Source organism: Rhodococcus sp. UFZ-B548 (assembly GCF_903819475.1).
Classification (GTDB): domain Bacteria; phylum Actinomycetota; class Actinomycetes; order Mycobacteriales; family Mycobacteriaceae; genus Rhodococcus_F; species Rhodococcus_F erythropolis.
Window position 1 is genome coordinate 44184 of the sequence record NZ_CAIJDS010000045.1, and the last position, 20056, is coordinate 64239.

General features: G+C 61.8%; 22 protein-coding genes. 14 read left to right on the plus strand and 8 right to left on the minus strand.

Annotation, left to right across the window (positions count from 1 at the left end; translation table 11 throughout):
* Window positions 1–20 precede the first annotated feature (20 nt).
* Window positions 21–539 (plus strand): single-stranded DNA-binding protein, encoded by a 519-nt coding sequence (locus H7C86_RS28195; RefSeq protein ID WP_182262660.1) that lies wholly within the window; start codon window positions 21–23, stop codon window positions 537–539.
* 115 nt (window positions 540–654) lie between these two features.
* Here H7C86_RS28195 and H7C86_RS28200 read toward each other — a convergent pair whose 3' ends face one another.
* Window positions 655–2631 carry a cutinase family protein gene (locus H7C86_RS28200; protein ID WP_182262661.1) on the minus strand — a complete coding sequence of 659 codons (1977 nt, stop codon included), beginning with the start codon at window positions 2629–2631 and terminating at the stop codon, window positions 655–657.
* An 8-nt stretch (window positions 2632–2639) separates the two neighbouring features.
* On the opposite strand from H7C86_RS28200, the gene H7C86_RS28205 reads away from it, so the two are divergent.
* A complete protein-coding gene (locus H7C86_RS28205) occupies window positions 2640–3251 on the plus strand; it encodes a hypothetical protein (RefSeq protein WP_182262662.1) in 612 nt (203 codons plus the stop codon).
* Window positions 3252–3631: 380 nt separating this feature from the next.
* Here H7C86_RS28205 and H7C86_RS28210 read toward each other — a convergent pair whose 3' ends face one another.
* Window positions 3632–3904, minus strand: coding sequence for a hypothetical protein (locus tag H7C86_RS28210; protein WP_220463478.1), 273 nt, complete (start codon window positions 3902–3904; stop codon window positions 3632–3634).
* A gap of 388 nt (window positions 3905–4292) precedes the next feature.
* On the opposite strand from H7C86_RS28210, the gene H7C86_RS28215 reads away from it, so the two are divergent.
* A complete protein-coding gene (locus H7C86_RS28215) occupies window positions 4293–4967 on the plus strand; it encodes a helix-turn-helix domain-containing protein (protein ID WP_156394470.1) in 675 nt (224 codons plus the stop codon).
* Window positions 4967–5371, plus strand: coding sequence for a hypothetical protein (locus tag H7C86_RS28220; protein ID WP_032373246.1), 405 nt, complete (start codon window positions 4967–4969; stop codon window positions 5369–5371). The genes H7C86_RS28215 and H7C86_RS28220 overlap by 1 nt, the downstream gene beginning before the upstream one ends.
* On the opposite strand, the gene H7C86_RS37435 is transcribed toward H7C86_RS28220, so the two are convergent.
* Both H7C86_RS37435 and H7C86_RS28230 read right to left on the minus strand, forming a co-directional pair.
* On the minus strand, window positions 5350–7878 hold the full coding sequence (locus H7C86_RS37435; protein ID WP_259349314.1) for a cytochrome P450: 2529 nt from the start codon (window positions 7876–7878) through the stop codon (window positions 5350–5352). The genes H7C86_RS28220 and H7C86_RS37435 overlap by 22 nt on opposite strands.
* Complete coding sequence (locus tag H7C86_RS28230; protein ID WP_082519174.1) at window positions 7875–8387, minus strand: ImmA/IrrE family metallo-endopeptidase; 513 nt, start codon at window positions 8385–8387, stop codon at window positions 7875–7877. Before H7C86_RS28230 ends, H7C86_RS37435 begins: the two co-directional genes overlap by 4 nt.
* A 259-nt stretch (window positions 8388–8646) precedes the next feature.
* On the opposite strand from H7C86_RS28230, the gene H7C86_RS28235 reads away from it, so the two are divergent.
* Both H7C86_RS28235 and H7C86_RS28240 read left to right on the plus strand, forming a co-directional pair.
* Window positions 8647–8853, plus strand: coding sequence for a hypothetical protein (locus H7C86_RS28235; RefSeq protein WP_032373290.1), 207 nt, complete (start codon window positions 8647–8649; stop codon window positions 8851–8853).
* 247 nt (window positions 8854–9100) lie between these two features.
* Entirely contained in the window at window positions 9101–10996 is a 1896-nt protein-coding gene (locus tag H7C86_RS28240; RefSeq protein ID WP_220463479.1) for a hypothetical protein, read from the plus strand.
* Window positions 10997–11116: 120 nt separating this feature from the next.
* On the opposite strand, the gene H7C86_RS28245 is transcribed toward H7C86_RS28240, so the two are convergent.
* From H7C86_RS28245 to H7C86_RS28260, 4 genes are all read right to left on the minus strand, one after another.
* A complete protein-coding gene (locus H7C86_RS28245; protein ID WP_182262665.1) occupies window positions 11117–12496 on the minus strand; it encodes a hypothetical protein in 1380 nt (459 codons plus the stop codon).
* A 68-nt stretch (window positions 12497–12564) separates the two neighbouring features.
* Window positions 12565–13062: a hypothetical protein gene (locus H7C86_RS28250; RefSeq protein WP_182262666.1), complete on the minus strand. Its 498-nt coding sequence runs from the start codon at window positions 13060–13062 to the stop codon at window positions 12565–12567.
* 248 nt (window positions 13063–13310) lie between these two features.
* Complete coding sequence (locus H7C86_RS28255; protein ID WP_182262667.1) at window positions 13311–13856, minus strand: hypothetical protein; 546 nt, start codon at window positions 13854–13856, stop codon at window positions 13311–13313.
* Entirely contained in the window at window positions 13853–14770 is a 918-nt protein-coding gene (locus tag H7C86_RS28260) for a ParA family protein (protein WP_259349315.1), read from the minus strand. Before H7C86_RS28260 ends, H7C86_RS28255 begins: the two co-directional genes overlap by 4 nt.
* Window positions 14771–15453: 683 nt before the next feature.
* Here H7C86_RS28260 and H7C86_RS28265 point away from each other — a divergent pair.
* The 8 genes from H7C86_RS28265 to H7C86_RS28300 form a co-directional block, all read left to right on the plus strand.
* Window positions 15454–16731 (plus strand): hypothetical protein, encoded by a 1278-nt coding sequence (locus tag H7C86_RS28265; RefSeq protein ID WP_182262668.1) that lies wholly within the window; start codon window positions 15454–15456, stop codon window positions 16729–16731.
* Entirely contained in the window at window positions 16703–17446 is a 744-nt protein-coding gene (locus H7C86_RS28270) for a hypothetical protein (RefSeq protein ID WP_182262669.1), read from the plus strand. The genes H7C86_RS28265 and H7C86_RS28270 overlap by 29 nt, the downstream gene beginning before the upstream one ends.
* 95 nt (window positions 17447–17541) lie before the next feature.
* Entirely contained in the window at window positions 17542–17925 is a 384-nt protein-coding gene (locus tag H7C86_RS28275) for a hypothetical protein (RefSeq protein WP_057472973.1), read from the plus strand.
* Window positions 17922–18143, plus strand: coding sequence for a hypothetical protein (locus H7C86_RS28280; RefSeq protein ID WP_057472972.1), 222 nt, complete (start codon window positions 17922–17924; stop codon window positions 18141–18143). The genes H7C86_RS28275 and H7C86_RS28280 overlap by 4 nt, the downstream gene beginning before the upstream one ends.
* Window positions 18140–18373 carry a hypothetical protein gene (locus tag H7C86_RS28285; RefSeq protein WP_182262670.1) on the plus strand — a complete coding sequence of 78 codons (234 nt, stop codon included), beginning with the start codon at window positions 18140–18142 and terminating at the stop codon, window positions 18371–18373. Before H7C86_RS28280 ends, H7C86_RS28285 begins: the two co-directional genes overlap by 4 nt.
* A 78-nt stretch (window positions 18374–18451) precedes the next feature.
* Window positions 18452–18640, plus strand: a complete 189-nt coding sequence (locus H7C86_RS28290) for a hypothetical protein (protein WP_182262671.1) — start codon at window positions 18452–18454, stop codon at window positions 18638–18640.
* Between the two features lie 173 nt (window positions 18641–18813).
* Window positions 18814–19329 carry a hypothetical protein gene (locus H7C86_RS28295; protein ID WP_182262672.1) on the plus strand — a complete coding sequence of 172 codons (516 nt, stop codon included), beginning with the start codon at window positions 18814–18816 and terminating at the stop codon, window positions 19327–19329.
* Between the two features lie 192 nt (window positions 19330–19521).
* The coding region (locus H7C86_RS28300; protein WP_182262673.1) for a DnaB-like helicase N-terminal domain-containing protein at window positions 19522–20056 on the plus strand (535 nt) is incomplete at its 3' end.

The following is a 20056-nucleotide window of genomic DNA, read 5'->3' on the forward strand; positions in this document are numbered from 1 at the left end:
CGAATCCAGGGAGTTTATACATGGCAGGCGACACCGTCATCACCGTCATTGGGAACCTGACAGCGGACCCAGAACTCCGGTTCACTCCGGCCGGGGCCGCGGTCGCCAACTTCACTGTGGCGTCGACGCCCCGCACCTTCGACCGTCAGACCAGCGAGTGGAAAGACGGGGATGCGCTATTCATGCGCTGCAGCATCTGGCGTGAGGCCGCCGAGAACGTCGCCGAGTCCCTCACCAAGGGTGCGCGGGTTGTTGTGTCCGGTCGACTCAAGCAGCGCTCGTACGAGACACGTGAGGGTGAGAAGCGAACTGTCGTCGAACTCGAAGTCGATGAGATCGGGCCTTCTCTCCGATACGCAACCGCGAAGGTCAACAAGGCATCTCGTGGCGGCGGGGGTGGAGGCGGTGCCTACCGAAGCGGCGGGAGCAGTGGCGGCACCGGCTCGGGCGGCAGCGGTGGTGCGAATGACGATCCCTGGAGCAATGCGCCTGCCGGCGGATCCTTCGGCGGCGGCTCGGACGAAGAGCCTCCTTTCTGACGGGTCCCCTGCTGGGGTCAAGAGAGAAAGATGGACATACGACAACACCCCGCCCGGCTCGCGTGAGCCGGACGGGGTGTTGCTTTCTGCTGTATCGATTACCCGAGTGTCACCGTCATCGGCCGCTGCTGCCCGATGTAGTGGTGGCCGGTGCAGTCGTCCTCGGGGTGGTCGTCGTCTTCGTGTCGGACTTGCCGCCGAGCTGAACTATGAAGTACTCGGCCATGTAATCGACCGAATTCAGGTTGCCCACCAACGTCTTCGACGTGTACGCGCTTGTATGGACGCCGCTGGCGATGAACGAACCGAAGTCCATCATGTCTCCCGCGAACTTGCCGATGGTGTCGATACCGCCTGCTCCACCGACGCTGTTGACGAGCTGAGATGTCATCGAGACCAGATCGCCCCCGCCGGCGCTGACCGCGCTGGTGCCGGTCTTCTCAACTGGAGTGCCCATCACTCCACCGAGCACCGACTGCAGGCCGACCATGCCAATGTCTATGCCGATCGGCACCAATTTGACCGCCTCGGCCGCGTTACCTTCCACAACAGACCATGCCACCTCTTGGGCCTGACCGACATTGTCGGCCAGCCTCTTGACATCGACCTTCGCGAGGATGCGCATCACCTCGGCGGCGATCTTGGTACCACCGGACGGATCCGGAATCAGTTCGATCATGCTCGCAGCCATAGGCATGACATTGGTGTTACCGGCAGCGGCAAGATCGACCCAAGGTGCGAGCATGTTGTTCAGGTCGCCGGCGCTGGCGTGTGCACCCTTGGCGTCCATCGCTGCGAGCTGGGTCCCGAGCTGATTGACCTTCGCGGCGATGGCCGCGAAATCGGTCGACAGCACCGTGGTGAGCGTCATCATCGCCGTGTCGACCACTGTCGAGATCTTGAGCTCACCGAGTACTCCCGTGGCGGCAGTCAGGTTGGACCGGTCCATGCTGCTCAGGGCCTCACCCTGCGAGGCCACGTTCAGACCCATCGTCGCCAGAGACTTGAGAGCCTCTCCGCCGCCGGCGAGGTTGGTAGTGCTGGTGTCACCCGACGTCAGTCCGGCCACCGTTTCCGCAATGGACGCCGTGTTCGAGATCAGACCACCGAGATCGACCCCGTCGAGAGTGGAGAGCACGTCCGCGGTCTGAGCGCCGGGTGTGCCCGTCTTCTCTGCCCCGAGCAACTCACGGGTGCCGCTGGTGTCGGCGAAGTTCTTGATGTCCGCCGTGGAGCTGTACGTGTTGTTCAGGCTCCCCGCCAGCTGTCCGATCTTGTCGAGCTGTGCCTTGCTTGGCAGACCTGCACCCTCACGGGTGAGCGCCTCTGTCCGGTTCTTCAGCTCGGATGCCTTGTCCGCCACCGCTGTCAGATCTGTGTCGCCGAAGTCCGAGACCAGGTTTTCGAAGCCACCAGCACTCGGCCCGACAGTTCCGTCGAGTGGAGGAACAGTTTCGTCGGTCGCCCCGGTGACCGCCTTGCCCATGATCCCGACGAACGGGTTCGACGAGTCGGTGTTGCAGTACATGTCGTCCTCGTCGCACACCCATTTGATGCGTCCTTCGAGGGAGCCGTAGCCGCCCGGGCGTTCTCCAGCAACACCTTTGCCCGCCAGCTTCACTCCGACCAACTTCTCGGATCCGCGCTTGGGATCTGCGAGAAGTGCCACACCGCGAACCGAGGCAGCCGGCACCGGCCCTTGGCCCTGGCCGATGTGCCAGGCGACGTCACCGGCGACCTGCGCGCCTTGGCTGTAGCCTGCGAGGACGATCTTCGACGTCGGGCACTTCGCCATCAGTCCAGCGGTCGCCTGCACGCCGTTGCTTTCGCTGGCCTCGTACGTCATGCCCTTGTCGAACGCACTCGCAGAGTAGTTGACGTAGACGACGGTGATCTTCTGGCCGAATTTCTGCTCGAGCTTCGTCCCGACCTTGGCCAGCATCCCAGCCGGCTTGCTCGGATCCGCATCGATGGTCGTTTCGGTCGTGCCAGGAACCATGTAGGCCATGTATTCCGTGCATCCCTCGCCGAGGGTCTGGGCTGCTGCCGTCTGGAGGCCCGTAACAGCACTTCCCGCGGCGACGACCGTCATGACACTCAGTGTCGCCAACGCTCGGGTCATACCGAGCTTCAGTCTCGAACGAGCCGCCATCACATCTCCCAGGCAGCTCACACCGTGATGTCGACTTCATCGGCACTCCTGGCGAACTCGCGGCAGCGCTGACGGCACTGCCTGCATACAAGAACGGTGTACTGGGCACCGTCATTTCCGCACCCCAAGTTGTCACCGCCGCAGTAGCCGCCATCGTCGAAGCGTCACCGCCGCTACCCGATTCGGCGGTCGATGGTCCTACCGTTGTCGAGGTTCTCGATGTGGAGGTGTACTCCACCCGGCCCGGCCCGATCCCCAACTCGCACACCGAGGTCGGCGCATACTCCCCCGAGGATGCACACCGCATCGCCGAGCAGCTCGCGGCCGATCTCCGCGGAACGATCGAGCCGATGCGGAACGCTACGGTGCTGCGTGTGACCCATGCAGCGGACATCTCCGACACCGACCGCATGGCCGCCGAGCGGTCCGTTCAGGTGCGAAACCTGCGTGCGAACATCTCGGTCCTGGACCCAGTCGCGGACGCCGAACACATCACTGCGCTCGCCGCCGACCTGGAGGAGCTGCAGGCGCGTATGGCGGGCTCAGTGCGGAGCAGCTAAAGCCAACTCTGCGACCGCTGCCGAAACGAGTTCGGCAACATGTCTCGACCCTTGACGGGCGGAGACATGTTGCCGGTTGTGCAGTATCTGTGCGATGCGCCCGCCGACCCGGCGGGCGCATCGCTTTCGATTCTCAGAACCCGAAGATGGTGCGCCAGAACCAATCCTGCGTGAAGATCCAAAGCATGGGGTGAATTCCTCTCTATCAGTTCGGCTTTCAGGGAATGGTTGATGTCCCGGCGGGATCGCGCAGTTCGGCACATGATGAGTGAAGCGTCACTGTGCGATCCTCGCGCCGGTCCATCGTCGAGTTGCAGGAAGTAGGGGGTCCTGCAACTCACGACCGGGGTCACTGGGTGACACCAGTCGAGATTGGGGAATCAGGCGACGTCGCCGATCTCATGCATCGGTGTGCTGCTGAACTCGATATAGCGCTGAATTTCGTTGGTGGGCTCGCGGAACGTCGTGTCCGCGTCGGTCCATTCACCGAGGAGCTCGCCGGTCGCCTCGCACCGAAGTTGATGCACATCGTGCGTGCCCTCACGCAACGAACAGACAGCAAAACCAGGGACCGAAATGTTCACCGTCTGGCACAGCAGGGGTTTACGGTCGGAATCGCGATGTAACACTGTGCCTGGATAAGAAGATGTCATGGTCGTCCTCCGAACCGAGTGCAGTTCGTCTTGCGGCATGAGCGGGTTGCAGCCCGTCTTCGCCTAGATCGGTAATTGGTCGTTGGATCGCGAAAGAGCGACCTCAGTGCCGTCGAAGACCTCAAATCGAACGGTGGGGCGCTGAGGGTGTGCGTCTGTTTGACGCTGCACAGGATGTTTCCCGGGCGACGCTGCCCGGTGAACCTGCTCACCCTCAGAATAGACATAGAGTTGCCATAGTTTCAACCGGCCGGAGCTGCAGTTCTGCAGCGATGCGATTCAGTAGACACATAGAAAGTTCCAGAAATCATCCACCAACCGACCCGGATTATCGGACTTGACGGTCCGGTCGTCAGTTCTCCCCGTGGTCACAACTAAGGTGACCTGCGTGAGTAGACCTGATATGGCCCGCTTCGGGGCCATCGTCAACAAGCGGCGGCGCGAACTGGGCCTATCACTCGATGACGTGGCAGCAAGCGGCGGCCCGAGCCAGGTGACGGTCAGCAACATCGAGCAGGGGACGACGAACCGACCCCACTTCGCGACCTTCACGAAGCTCGACGAAGTTCTCAAATGGAAATCGGGGTCCGCAGCTCGCGCTTTCGACGGCCAGGAGCCCGAGGCGCTCGAAGAGGTCCGCAACAGACATCGACCGTCGCAATCACGTGGACCGAACCCTGACTCCGTCACAGTGTCGATGCGGACAGTGGGGGATCTGCTCACGGCAGCCCAAAGAATCGAGCGAATCGCGAGCTCAAAGACCGCGTCGGCTGAATTGAAGGATGCATCGGCCGAACTCGATCTGCATGTGGATCGAGTCATGCGAGCATGGATCATCGTCCAGGTCGAGACGCGGCTGTGCGGCGGTGACGACCTGCAAAACGACTTTATGATCGACATGTTCCTGAAGGACTATCTGAGTCGGGCGTCGACACCGGCTACCGCCGAGGACGAAACCGAACTCAGTTACCTGCAATGGTTACTAGGCAGGGCCGACGACTTGTCGCCGGACCGGGTACACACTTACGAGCAGCGTTGGAACGCGATCAGATCGGAGTACTGATGGACTACCTCAAGATCAGCCTGGCTCACAAGGTGAACAGGCTTTTCGATTTCTACCATCGCCGAGGCGAGCCCCAGGTCGATGTGCAGTCGGTGGCTGTGGTGCTCGGTCAGAAGCTCGACCGACAGATCGATCCCGACTACCTGTCGGAGATGCGTAAGGGCTCGATCTCGCAAAACGAGGTCGACCAACAGCTTCGGAATGCCCTCTGCGCGTTCTTCGGCGTCGACCAGGCATACCTGACCGAAACCTCCGGTCGAGACATCGATATCGACCAGCGACTGAGGCTGTGGATCATCGTCCGCGATAAGGGCCTCGACTACTTCGCAGCTCGTGCGAACGGACTCACGCGAGTCGAGTTCGAGGCCCTTATCGCGGAAGTTCAGGCGCTGCCGGCTGCGTGAGCGTGCTCATGACGGTTGAAGCGCATTCGTAGTCCGCGTGGACGCAGGGTCAGGTTTTCCTCGACGTCGAGCGAACTGGAGTCGGTCTCGAAGTCGAGTGCCTGGACAAGTGTGGCGATCACGAGCACTGCCTCGTGAAGAGCGAAAGCCCGTCCGATGCAGGCTCGTGGCCCCGTACCGAAGGGCTTGTATTGGCTCGCATCGGGGGCTCGACCCATGAAGCGTTCGGGGTCGAACTCGTCAGCGTTGTCACCCCACACGCTCGCATCGCGATGTACGCCCAGCAGCAAGGTGAATACCCACTCCCCCTTCTCGATCGCGTAGCCGCCCAGCGTTGTGTCGACCCGAGCTGCTCGGAAGAATCCCGGAGCGGTCGGCCATAGCCTCAAGGCCTCCGAGACGACAGCGCGCGTGTATCGCAACTTGCTCACGTCGCCGTGGGCGATCGACCCACCGCCGGAGACGGCAGAGACTTCTTCGCGTATCCGCCGGGAGATCTCCCGATCCTGAGCAATGTAGTGCGCAGCGAACGCGAGAACATTTCCAGTCGTTTCGTGGCCGGCAACCAGAAAAGTGATGACTTGATCGGCGATCAGCGTGCTGTCCATCGGCGTTCCGTCGCTGTGCAGCATGAGGTCGAGAAGATCAGGCTTCCGTTCGCCCGAACGTTGCCGATCTTCGACCACCTCACGAACGGTTGCGCGCAGGAACTCCCTGTCGGCAGCAGCTTGCTTCGCGCGGGCGCGGCCGGTCAACGCTCCGATCACTGGAATTGCCGACTGCTGGGTGTAGGCGAGGGTTCGGGTGAGTGCTTCTGCGAATGGGTGACGATCGGTTCTGGTGAAGGGTTCGAATGAGTACCCGAACCCGCAGAGCCCGATGACCTCGAGTGCGACGTTTCCCATGAACGCCGCTACGTCGTCGATCTCCGACCGCTGGGCCAACGTCGATGAGGCTTCGTCAGCGACCGACTGCATAGCCGCGTGGTAGCGGACCATCGCCTCTTTGGTGAACCCAGGCATGAGGGCTTCGTGCCCCACCGCCCACTCGGCCGAGTCGTTCGCCGTCGTGAACAGGCCCTCACCGCCCAATACCTTCAGTCGCTGGATGGGCCGACCCGCGAACCGCTCCCAGCGTGCTTCGTCGGCTACCTCGCGCAGCAACGCTGCCGAACCGACGAACGTCAGCTTCGCCCCACCGATGAAACTACGGCGGTACAGCGGACCGAGCCTGTCCATCTGCTCCAACGTCCGCTGATTTGGTCGCTCGGAATCCATTCCGAGGATGTCTCCCAGAATAGGGACCCGACGTGGGGGGTGTGGCATCTTCTTCGATGGACGAGCGGTGACAGCCGAACTGCTTTCGGTCATAGTCCTATCCCAATCTGGTTGTTCGTCTTGTTCGTTCCATGCCGCGGCGACCGCGAGCAATCGTGGTCTTTCGTTCAGCCAGGACGGTGCAAACGGTCTGTGGTGAAGAGGGTCCTGGTTGCTCTGGTATCTCTGGACCGCTATACGGATGTCGCGAGCGTGATCCTGCGGCGAGTCGCCCTGTTCACGGGGAAAGTGGGGCAGGAGAGCATGAATGGCGTCCTCGATATCGATGAGCATTCGCCACTCGGTGAACGACGAATCGACCGGAATATCGTGACTCGCCGGCACCCCGACTTCACTGACGGTCTCGCTGAGGTTGGTCCATATAGGTTCGAGGGTTCGAGCGTGATGCGCCGCGGAGTCACGGCCCCGCCGTACGCGGATCGAGGAGACGATCGACGGAATTGCTATGCACACCATTACCGCCACGACAGGAAGAAAGAACAGGTCGTTGGAGTGTGTGCGCGCTTCGGTGAACGCGTTCTGTACACCTGTCGACAGCATCAGGCCCGACACCATCCGTGTGCCGTGGTCGAGGAAACTACCAGTGATGCACAACAGCACCACAAGACCGAACATCGTCCTGTTCCACGACACATGCCGGCGTACATGTGCAAGCGCCGTTTGCCCGGTCACAAGGGCTGCTAGAGGGGTCGGAAGGCTGTAGACCACCATGTACATTCCGGTTCGCCAGGACAGTAACTCCTCGACAGCCAGACCGCTCGATGTAGCCGGCCACGCGATGACGTAAAGAGCGCTGCCGCATGCCAGGACTCCCGCGGACAACAGCGGAATGGCCTTCCGCAAGTTCATGGTTTCCTTCCGCTTCCACAGAAGGCCAACCACCAATACGCAGGCCGCAGAACCTATTGCCGAGGTGTGCGTCAAGACCCTTATCGTTCCGAGGGAGAGTCCCAACTCTCCCAGTACGGACTGCACCGAAGCCTGACGTAGCAGCGCGCTGATCACTAGAAACCCGATGAGCGCGTGCGCGGCTGTGTCGACCGGTCGTTTGTCCACCAGGACGAACTGCCGGACTGTTATGACAGCTGCGATCCAGATGATCAGTGCCCAACTCACCGCCACCGGAAGACTGCTGGTCGCCTCCCGGGTCAGTAGTTCACTCGGCGTCATCTATGCGGGAACTCGATCAGCGACGCGCTTCGATGCAGGCTGCCGTCCATGTCGTTGGTGATGCTGCCACGGCTGAGGACCGCGAGCTGCGTGCCCACCAGCTCGGCCTCAGCTTCCGTAGCAGTGCCGAAGGATCCGCGATAAAGAATCTCCCGTACCTTCGCCTCGTCGATGCCGTCGGTGAGGACAGAGGCCGGAACGTCATAGACGTCGCTTCCCCGGTGATCGCAGAGAATGTGCGCGATTTCGTGGAAAATCTGTTGGCGCTGGTGCCGCTTCGAGTGCTCTGGGCTGTACATGATGGTCAGACCGTCATCCATCACGTACAAAGTCCCGCACGTCAGGATCCGAGACGCTATCGACGAACGTTCCTTGAGCGTGACCGGCTTGCCCTTGAAGTCCGACAACCACAGGACGAACTCCTCAACCGTCCAGGGTGGAGTCAACGGTATCGAATCCATGATGGTTGCCAAGGACGTTCGCTTCGCTACCCGACGTCGTAGATGCATGACACCTTCCCGGTTACCCGTCAGTAAGACCCCCGTGTCTTGTGACCCCGACAACCTACCGGTGAATGGCCCTGCTGACGAGGAGCCACATCACAATGCAGAGTCAGCTTCGAATGATTTGATACGTTTCTTCGTGTTAACTGTGCTGATTCTATGCCGCACCGCGTGTCGCGCACTGTTCTAGGTGATTCTGAGTCACCATGAGCACCGACCGCATGCACCGCGGTTGACCGTTGAGCTCGCCAGGAAAGGAATCGTGATGGCTCCACAAAGCAAGGGTTCACGTCGAGCACCCACCATCCGGTTGCCCGAGGAGGTCATTGAGAAGCTGCAGCAAGGCCGCATGGAAGCCGGCACATCGTCTTTCAGCCAGTACGTCTCCGACGTGCTGGCTATTCATGTCGGGCGGCCTGACCTCGCGCGCGAGCTCAACAATTCACAGGAGGTCTTGCCTCTGACTGCATAGGCGTGAACGCCTGGTCGTGACGGAACCCGACCACGGTTGTAACTCACGCAGAGTCGGCCCCAGCCATCGAAAAACCCCCGCTCTTGTAGCGAAGAACGAGGGTTTTCGAGGTTGGTGAGAAGCGAGGTACCAACTCGATTCTCGATTCTGCGGTTTCCCAATGAAAGGGACTGTCGTGCCAGACAGGTCTCAGGGTACATCCTGCCCTGATGAAGGTTCAAGATTTGATGCTCGTGTCGCGTCGTCGATGTCGACACCCGACCTCGTATGGAGACGTCTGTCACCATTCGTGCGTGCGCGGCGCTCCATGCGGCTGTGGAATCCCGACACCGGGCTGTTCAACGACGAAGCGCAGAACTGGACAAAGCGTCTGCCGCAGGTACCGGCCGCAGTGCCGATATATGCGCGCGGCCGCACGACCCTGCTAGCGCTCGATTTCGACGCCAAACACCACACGCCCGAGCAAGTCGACGCTGACGTCGAGCGCGCTCTCGAGTGGCTTCACGAGTGCGGCGCACGCGTCGTGACCGATCGTTCGACAAGCGGCGGCCGCCACGTCCTGGTTCCTTTGGCGACCGACAGTCCTATGCGAGTCGACGACGTCCGAGTTCTGATGAAGCTCCTCGCTGCACGCCTGATCACCCTCGACTGCGATCCCATGCTCAATGCAGCTCAGGGCTGCATCACTCCCCCGGGCTCACCAACTCGCGAAGGCGGCTACCGCCGTCTCGATGGCGCTCTGGACGTCGCGATCGACACGTTCGTTACTCGATCCGACCGTGGTGCTGCTGCACGTCTGATGGCGCTGCTCGGCGGCATGTCTCCGACTCGGCACCGCACACCAGTGGCCGCGGTGGCCGCGTCCCTCACGCAGGACGAGCGCCTTGTCGGCGTCGGTCGGCATAGACGCTTGGATCCTCGTTTTCACCGCAGCTCACGCGTCCCGGAGGCCGTCGTGACATACGCGGCCACCGGGAAATTGACCAAACCCCTCAAAGCTCTGTGGGAATCACCCTCGGAAGCACGTCAGTCCGTTATCAGCCATGCAGTCCTACGGGGTTGCAGCGCCGCAGACATCGAGACGGCCATGGCCACCAAAGAGTGGGTAGGGATCCGCCACTCGTACCTCGACAAGTACGGCAGGCATGCCACGACGGCCTTGCAACGTGATGTCGCCAACGCCCTGACGTGGGCAGCTGGGATTGCCCACCAATTCCGCGAACCACAGCACAAGAACAAGCACACAGGGGGCAATAGCTCCTACCTGAAAGACCGTGTTCGTCGCGATTGGCTGGCACACGCCCAGCTGTGGATCGATCGAGAATTCGTTGGTACCCGACATCGGCCTGTCCTACTCGCCGTAGTCCAGGCTCTGGCGTACAGCTCGGCATTGGCGGGAGAACTGGTCGAGGGTGTGCCCGTGGTGGCCGTCGGAGGACGCAGTTTGTCCCACGCCGCAGGCCTGATGTCAGAAGACTCCGTGTGGACTGCTCTGCGCGTTCTCCGGGACACCCCCGGATCGCCAGTGTTGCTCGTGGCCCGTGGGGCCGGGCGCGACGCCGACCGATACGCCTTGACCACCCCCGCGATCGACAAACCGAACAGAACGCGCATCGAGCGAGCCCGCGTCGAACCTGTCCATCCAGCGTGGAGTGTTCTCGGACTGCGCGGCCGGACCGCTTACGAACTGGTCGTCGCCGGGCATGCCACGAACATCGATGACGTTCTCGCAGGTGCGCGGCTGCGACCCTCCAACGGATACGACATCATCGCCGACCTGACGATCGCGGGACTGATCGAGCGACACGGATCGACCTTGCGGGTAGGAACCCGCTCTCTCGACGACGTAGCGGCCTCACACGGGCTCGAAATCGTGGCTGCCGACCGTGTCGTGCGACACCGTGCAGAACGATTGCTCTGGCAACTCTGGCTCGACAACAGGTTCGCAACGCCGGCAGCTCCCGACATGGACGCGCCCGAGTACCCGACCCTGGTGCCCTCCGGGCCGGGTGAGCGAGATTCCGAACAACTATGGGCTGCTCTGATGGCGACAGGCCCACCGCCTACGGATCCGATGCTGGACGCCCTCGACCTACTCGCCCATGAGTTGGGCGCTGTGATCGTCCGAGAACCACAGCGATAGGGGTGGGCGCGGGCGACCATTCACGGTGGCGCGAGATCGATCTCGCCCGTCATCGTCGACCCGAGGTGCACGTCAGGCCCGGAGCTCGCATTAAGGTCCGGGCCTGACGTCGAGATCGGGTTACTTCGCGGCTGCTGCTTTGCGTGAGGTCTTCGTGACTGCCGGCGGCGTGGTTGCCTCCGCAAGAGAGGCCGCGCGGTTGCGTGCCGCGATGATGAGACCTTCACGGTTGAGGCCTCGCGAATATGTCGAATCGAGGTAGAGCACCGGCGCGGCGTCTTCACCGTTCATCTCGACCACTTTCTCGAGCAGTGCCTTGTGCAGGAATTCGCGCAGCGGACCCGATCCCCCGCCGTAGACGTAGATCGCCTGCGTTGCTGCACCGACCAGATCGAGGACTCGCGAAAGCTCCATGGCCACTTCGCGGACGAAGAACTCCGACGCCACCTCGGTCTCTTCCACGACACGGCCGTGGAACTTGGCCTTGAGTGGGTTGACATCGAGCTGAAGGAAGTCCGCCAACTGCTTGCGGCCGGCGAAACCGTGCGCATCGCCTTTCTCCGTCATCGACTCGATGGCATTTTCGAGCACCGTTCCGTAACCCGAGGTGAGAGTGCGCGATGCGTCTGCATTGAAGCGGCCGCCGGTGAACACCGGGAAGTTCACGGTCCCCTCCCCCACATCGACTCCAATGGTGTCCGTCGCGGCCAGCAAGTGCTTCGCCTCCACACCCTCGAGCACCACGCCATGGCTGCGCACGTCCGAGAGCAGTCGTTCCATCAGTGGCTCACCGAAGAAATTGATCGCGTACTGCGCACTCGCCCCCTCCGGTACAACCAGCACGTTGTCGAAGACGATGCTGACGGTGATCGGCGTGACGAAGTTGTTGATTCGAACCTGGTGTACGAGGGGTTCGGCGGCGGTGCCGACGAAGCCTGCGGAGTAGCTACCGCGATGCGACTCGTACTCGCTGATGGGCAGCGCGAGAGCAAGTACTGCGCGAACAGTGAGTGAGGTGACTGAGCTGTCCGCATTGTTGGGGCTCGGAAGCATGCCGGAGACGGCGACATAGTCACGAAGCGCCTTCGCAGCGAGAATGCCCAAAACCAGTACCTTCGACAGTGGCTGTTCGGCCTTGGACTTGTGACCGACCAGGTCGAACGCATCCACGCTCGACGCCTTGGTCGCGAGGGCGCGACGGCCGATCACTCGCCGATAGGTGTCCGGCACCAGATTGGAGCTGAACACCATGTCAGCGTTGTCGAACCACTCCTGGCCGCCAGCCAACACCTGCGGTGCGTCAGCGTCCGGGGTCTGAAGGAGGTTCGGGCGGATCAGAGTCGCCGCGACGCTGGGCATGTCGATGATGTCGACCGCCACGTCCGACTCTTTCGCGGCGGTGTCGCTCCCGCGATCTTCGATGACGCCCTTGACGTATCCATTGCCGATGTCGAGACCGGCGGTGTACTCGAAGAGTCCGGCCTGAGGGTCACTGCTCATGATGTAATCCCGTTTCTTGTGTCAGTCGTAAGTGGTCTTGGTGCGAAACCCGTTGCGGCGGTGTTCATCTAGCTGTTCCTCTTGCGAAACAAGTCTTCGAAATCGTCGCTCGGTGACGCGGATGTTGGAGGGGTGGGCGGAGACGAGGCTGGGCGAGTCGGTGGTGGTGGTGTCGGTTTTGCTGTGAGACGGGGCTCGGGTACCTCGGGCTGCTTCGGCGCGGTCACAAGCTGCGCGGTGGTCGCCTGGGTTGCCGAAACGCGCTCCTTGAGTGAGCTGGTAGTCAGAGCGCCCATGGTCTGCTCCATGACATTGGTAGGACCGAACTCGTTGACCCACATTCGGATCAACATGACGATCGCCTGTGACTGAAAACGCGCTCCCTGTGCGGCCATGAAGGCGTCGACGATCGCATCGTCGGCAGGTAACTGCAGACGCAATGGATGCTTCTTGGGCGACAACGACTCGTTGTCACTGGTTTTCGGACTCATCTCGATTTCGGCCTCTCCGTGCCCGTCACGCCATACGAACTTCAGTGTGAGGACACCCGACTGGCGAACCGCCACAGCCAGTCCATCCTATGTCCGCTGTATATCCGTTCTATGTCAGAACTATGGCAACTATATATGCCAGGACGCGAAATGTCTCTCTTGGCGGCAATGCGCGGACCCTGCGCGGATATATAGCGGACGCGGCGCGGTCGTACCGCGGCGTCTTCGTGGCATCTTCGCGGCGCGTCGGCCGAGGCGATGGAGTGACCGGGGCGTCCCTATATCTGAGAGGCCCCGGCCGCACTCCCGCCGCAACCGAGATGTCAGTTGGAGCTGGACTCGAGGAACCGTTCCAGCGCCACCCTGCACAGCTGTGATCGGGACTCGGCTTCGACCTTCTCTGCAAGCTGATCGATCACCTCGAGGTTGTCCCGCCGCATCCGAAAGGACCTCGTCGACCTCGGCCCGGCGGCACTACGGTGCGTGCGCACGAACAGCCCATCGGATTCGGCCTTGTTGTTGGCCTGAGCAATGAGCGCAGGCAGCTCTTCGTGCGACGCCACGATCGCGTCCATAACGAGATCGGGGTACGAGACCGAGTTCTTCTTCGCGAAGGTCGTCGTCGCCTCTGCCAGTGCGGTTGGCAGGGACAAGGTCACAGGCGCCGTTTCGGCGCGCTCCGTCGTGTCAGCCGGGGCCGCCGTTCGGGCTTTCTTCGCCGCGGCGGGTGCTGTGCGTACCGGCTGCGCAGTGGGGGCCTTCGCTACAGGTGAAGGCACAGCCCGCGCCGGCCGCGGTGGAGGTGGGGGAATCGAGCCGGTCCGCTTCGCGAGACCGTCGACCGGAGGGAAACCTGGACGTTCGCTCATGCCAGCACCTCAGCAGCTTGCTCGGCGGTCTGAATTCGCTCCAGAACCTCCTGGCAGAGCATGAGGTAGTCCTCGGCGAGCGCCGAGGCGCTACCCGGTATCCGGTCGGGCTTACGGCCCTCTCGTAGCGCCTTCCAGAACGGTTCTGCGGACTCGGCTTTTTCTGCAAGTTCGTGCACCAGCACTCCCCTTTCGCGTGCGTTGACGGCCGAACTCTCTCCGTGTCTGATGATCGACTCCAAGAGGGGGGCCGCACCGTTGAGCGCCGACTCGATGTCGGCAGATGCGTTGCGTCGAACAACTTTTGCCGAGGTCGAGACATCGAACAACACGGCACCGAGGAGTTCCACTGCTGGATTGACATCGCGTGCGGTCTCGATCTGATGAGCGAGTACGCGCAGGCCTTCGATGCTTGCGCGGTCTGCGCGGGTGGGCACCACGATCCATCGTGTTGCGCACAGGGCGAGCTGCAGCAGATTCGGCCTAGTAGGTGGAGTGTCCAGCACTATCAGGTCGTAATCGGGGGCTATGGGTGCCAGCGCCTCGGCGAGCATGGATCGAAACGGCCGCGATCGTTGCGCGCGGCCAGTGATGATGGACTCCAGATCGTCCAACGCTTCGCCGCCGCTGATGACGTCGAGGCCGGGGCGAATGTCGGCTACGACAGGTGTGAGCGCGGAGCCGGTACCGAGCGCGTTGCATAGAAGTTGACCGGAGTCGCCTCGTCCGTCCCAGTAGTAGCCGAGATCGTGCCCTGCGTTGCCCTGCGGGTCGAGGTCGATCAGCAGGGTCCGCCAGCCGCCGGCCGCTGCGAGGCCGGCGACGTTGACGGCCGTGGAGGTCTTGCCTGCACCCCCCTTGCCGTTCGCGAATGTGACTACCCGGGTCAATGCGTCTGCTACTGCTTCACTCACTACAGGCTCTCCTGTCGTCATTACTTGGTCGCGCACTGCATGCAGTACCAGCAACCGCACTCTGTTCCTTAGTGCTTGCGTTGCTCGGCGGAGTGCGGTGTGTATTACTGAATGTTACGACGCCTCACCCAGTGTGTGTCGTATTGCGTTCGCTACGGCGTGTATTGGCGGCTGTGTTGCGTCATGTCGTACTCGGTGCAGTGGTACCTGCGGCACCGCCGTCACCACAACAGTTAGCAGTGTGTGTCCTGACGTACACCCTAACAAGTCACTCAATGACCACAATACTGGACGTAGTAATGCACGCGGTGAGTGTGACACTGCGCACCGCATTACTTCATGCATTACTACGTGCATTACCGCAACAAGTACGGCGGTCTGTGAGGTACGCAGTGACACCCGCGCTACTGCACAGACTGCAATTCGCAGTACGCCACCAAGTAACGTGAGACGTACCTGCTGTTCGACTGTCAGTGTCACTACAAAGTCTAACATCTACAGTGACGTTTTCAGCAATGTTTCCGCAGGTCAGAAGGTTGCTTAACGCAAAATGGCTTACCGACGTTGCTGCTAACGACCCACGACCGAGGCAACCTCGCACCGCTCGACATAGTGATATTCGCTGGCGTAGCCACCGCCGGACTGCGGTTGAAGCATTCATCCCACAGACCGGAGACAGCCCCGTGACGACCTCGAAATTCATGAATCTGAACGCCGCCGAACCTACTCCAAAGGTCGTCATGAGCTTCGGACTTGGCGCCGATAGCACCGCAGTTCTTCTGCGCTGGCTCGAGGATTCATCCTCTCGGGACTTCGATCTGTCGGATCTCGCCGTCATCACGGCGATGACCGGCAACGAGTGGGAGAGCACTCGAACCGCAGTCGAGACCCTGATCCTGCCGCGAATGGCAGCCGCTGGCGTCCGCTTCATCCAGGCCGCGCGCTCGCGTCGGCACGTCACCAAGGCAGGTGACGGCGTCGTCATCCTCGACGACTCCCGCGTTCCGACTACGCTGCATCTCGACGGCTCGTACACACTCTGGGACGAGATGACCGAAGCGGGCACGATTCCTCAAAGCGGCGGCGCACGAATGTGCTCCGTACACGCGAAGGGGGACGTTCTGGATCCGGTCATCGCTGCAATCACCCGCGGACAGCCATACCGGCACGTGATCGGCTTCGAGGCCGGCGAGGGCCGACGCGCACTCAAGGACCAGAACTACAACACAACGCTGCGAACGGGGGAGTACCCGCTGATCGAGTGGGGCTGGTTCCGCAACGACGCCATCGAATACACAACTTCCGTGATCGGGACAAGCGTCGGAAAGTCGGCATGCACGTTCTGTCCCTTCAGTTTTGGCAGCAAAGCGGGCCGCGCGTACATGTTGGAGCGGTACTCCACCGAACCGGTGACGGCCGCCCACGCCTTGCTCATGGAGCACCTCGCCCTCACACTCAACCCCAAGCAGGGCCTGATCGGCGGTAAGCGGCTGATCGACCTCGTCCGAAGCGAGAACACGGTTCATGTCCTGGAGGCGTTCGACGAGCTCCTGAGGGAGCAGACGCACGCCATCTACGACGTACGCCGCATCATCTCGGCACGGAAGGGCGACAGCTTGGTGTCCGGCAATGTCGAGCGTTCGATTCGAGTTCGCAGCAGGGGAACTCGCGACGTGCTCCAATCGCATCTCGATCACCTCGCAGCGGAGGGTGCTGCGACGGGGCTCACCACAACCGTCGTCGGTGAGGACGGAATCATGCGTCTCTACCAACGCCAACGCGGCTCCGTGTTCCCCACACTCGAGCGGTTTTTCGTTGTCGCACCAGCGTTGGCTCCCAACAAAGAAAGAGCACGTTTCGACGAACGCTGGGCCGAACTCGGCACGGCGGCAACAGTACTGAAGCGCAACACATCGAGAGGACTGCATCTCAATGACCATCAACAGAGACATGCCAGCTGAACTGGTCGAGCTTATGACGGCCGCTCTGGCTGGTGGAAACATCGACGACGTCAGCCTCGTATTCGAGGGTATGGGCTACGACTTCTATGCCCCGATCGGCTGGTTTCTGTACATGACCAAGGTCGCACCGGAGCTGAAGTTCGCCACCACACCGCCGAATGCGATCGACGACGACCCTTCGATCCTTCTCGTCTGCGCCCAGGTGAACAGTCCTGAACCGACTGCCTATCTCGGGACCGATCCGCTCGGCGGTGAACCGCGGTACTGGAACGCCGACGAGATCGCAGCCTGGATCGGAGCACCACGCGACGTTCAATCCGCCGGTTCTCAAGTCGCCATCCCGGGCGACCACGTCGAGATGGCGATCGCAGCAGCGAAGCTCGGGTGGAGCGTGACGCAACAGATCAACAGGTACGGCTTCCACAGTGCCTCAGAACAGGCGCTTCCAGACATCCCTGCAGCGGTCAGCTACCGATTCACCGCCCACAACTACGCATACGCAGACATGGCCGAGAAACGTCACTGTGACACCAGTGATGACCTGTCGTTGAGCTTCGCACTGGGGACCAGCGATCGGGGCTCGCCGTGGAACTACGGTCTGCGGGGTGCTGAGAAAACTGACCCCATGCACATCGTTGCCGCGGTAGGGCAGACGCCTCCGTGGCATGCCCCGGTCGCCTACTTCGACAACGCCGCCGGGGAGTGGGTGCTGTGACGTGGTGAGTGCACGACAGTGATCCGAGAGCGGAGCTCCGGCGGCCGAAGCAACAGACACGCCCCACCCAACATCTCCCATGAACGGAGCCTCCGATGTCGGCTACTCCAAGCTCTACCAAGTACCTCACCCGAAAGATCTCGACCTACGTCGACGACAGAGCCTCGATCGAAGTGAGACTGATCTGTGTTGTCGGCCGACCGATCATTGCGCTCGATCTGGCCGCAGATCAGGAATTGCTCGCGTCCTACACTCTGGACACCTCCGACGAAAACGCAGTCGGCGGTTCGGAGTACCGCGGCCAGAGCATGGTTCTGAACGAGCATCGCTTGACCGATCTGAAGCGGGACGCGTTCCTTGCGTTGTTCGACGAACTCTTGGTTCTCCATCAAATCCATCCGAGCATGGAGGACTTCACAGTCGCCGCCGCGAGAAAGCTGCTCGTCGTCGCCAGAGCCGAGCTGGTGAAGGCGCGGTGACCAACACCGAGTACGGCATCCACGAGGGCGACAACCTGGTGTCGGATGCCTACGGATCCCGGTTCGCCGCCGAGTACGAACTAGATCACCGGACTGCGCCCGGCGGCGTCTGGCACGATCGCAGTCGGTCGTCGTTTACCGTTCGAGCGATCAAGGTTGCACCTGCACTGCGTGGAACGCAGCCCTACACAACTCCCCAGAAAGGCGACACATCATGACCGAATCAGGCGGAGACGGAAGCCTGGGGACCGGCCTCGGCGCAACCCACAACCTCGACCAGGTGACCGAGGCCGGACACAGTCACCACATCCACCACCACGATGACTCCGAGGTTACGGATCACCTGACCGTGGACCTGAACACTGGTACGGCAACGTTCTCGGGGATCCGCCGCACTGACGACGTGGTGAACTCCTCGCAGGATCACGACGCACCTGACGGTCGTTGAGCGAGCCAGCCCTGCGATCGACGGAGCCGACTGCGGCAGAGACAGGACAATGACCGGCCTTCCTTGAGGAGACACATCATGCAGAACTCTCGACTCACCACCGGGACCACATCGTTGCCGGCAGCTCCCGAGGTTCTGCGGCGTCGACTCGAACTTCGGCAGTCCAATGCGGCTCGGCCGCACCGCAATCGGCATCGTGACGCTCGCAACGGTGTGGGGAAGGGTGGCCGATCCGGCGGCCGCCGTGCATCGATCGACCGAGGCTAGGGCGCATGACAACGCGTCAGCCACCTCCGATTTCCGACCACTCTTGTTTGCGACCCTCCTCAAATTAACGCTGTTCGTACTGCGCATTGTGATGCATGTCGTAATGCACGCAGTAATGCGCCAGAACCCGCACTCGGCCTCGATAGGGCAGGGTCCGGGTTCTTCTTTTAGGCATGGCTCGCGCCGACTGCGGTGAGCATGCAGCGATTGGCGGAGCCAACGGCGGGAGCGGCGTCGACTCGACCCGACACCCATCGATGGAGAAGACCGTGAAGATCACCGTGCAACCGACTCTGCCCGGCCGCCGCCGCAACAGCCCCCGCCCGGACACACTCTGTTCTGACCTGGCAAACCTCACCGGCTTGCCCACGGCGTTGTTCGTCGCCGACGAAGCGGCCATCGCCGTTGATGTCGAGGGCGAGAAGCGCACCCACGTGCGCGCGCTGATCGGAGTGGGCCCGGACGACGAGTTCGCCGGAGCAATCCACCTGATCGCCACCGTGCCCAGTGTCGGCATGATCGAGCAGTCCCATTTTGTGAAGGTGTTCGGTACGGTCGAGGAGGCCGCAGCGGCATGTGCGATCGCGTTCGCAGTCGGTCTCAGTGAAGCTTTGATCGAAGCGGCGATCGCCGCAGAACTGGTGGTTCTCGACCACCGTGGCGAGGTTCTGATCGCCACCAACTGCTGAGACCGACGATCAAGACCGCACCCTGCCTTCATCGGCGCGGTGCGGTCTTTCCATCTTCAGCGCAATACTGGTCGGAACATCGCGAGAGAGCACCGAGTCCGCAGGCAGCGGACCGCTTGCATCACGAAGGGGCACTGTTATGGCACGTGTGGCGAACACCAGCCAGATCATCAGCGGGCAAGGCGGGGAGGTATGACCGTGTTGAGAGCCGTCGCCGGTGACGATCAAACGCCGTACGGCGTCGACTTGGTGCCCGATCCCGTCGCCGATGTCATCAGCCTGCATCCGCGCACCGATCCCGAATCTCTGACGCTGTGCGCCCTAATGTGGAGCACAGACCCCGCCGCAGACGCGCGCGTCACCGAGGCGTTGATGCCTGGAGACTTCACGGAACCGGCCTACGCCGAACTGTTCACCCTCATCGCCGCGCTGGTCACCGATGGTCAACCGCACGACCCGGCTTCGGTCGCAGCTGTGATGCACCGAGCCGGGGGAGGTGGGCAGAAGGACGCTCCACTGCGCCGCGCATTGGCAAACGTCGTCACGGCCGACGCACCAGCCGTGTCCGCAGTGCACTACGCCGACATCGTCCTGTCCCAGGCCTACCGGCGGAGTTTCCACATCGCTGGGCAGCGACTCATGCAAGCAGCCGAGCAAGGGCCCGAGGCCGACTTATCTGGATCCCGTGCTGTTCTGAGTCATGAATATCCAGCTCAAAGCGTAAAAG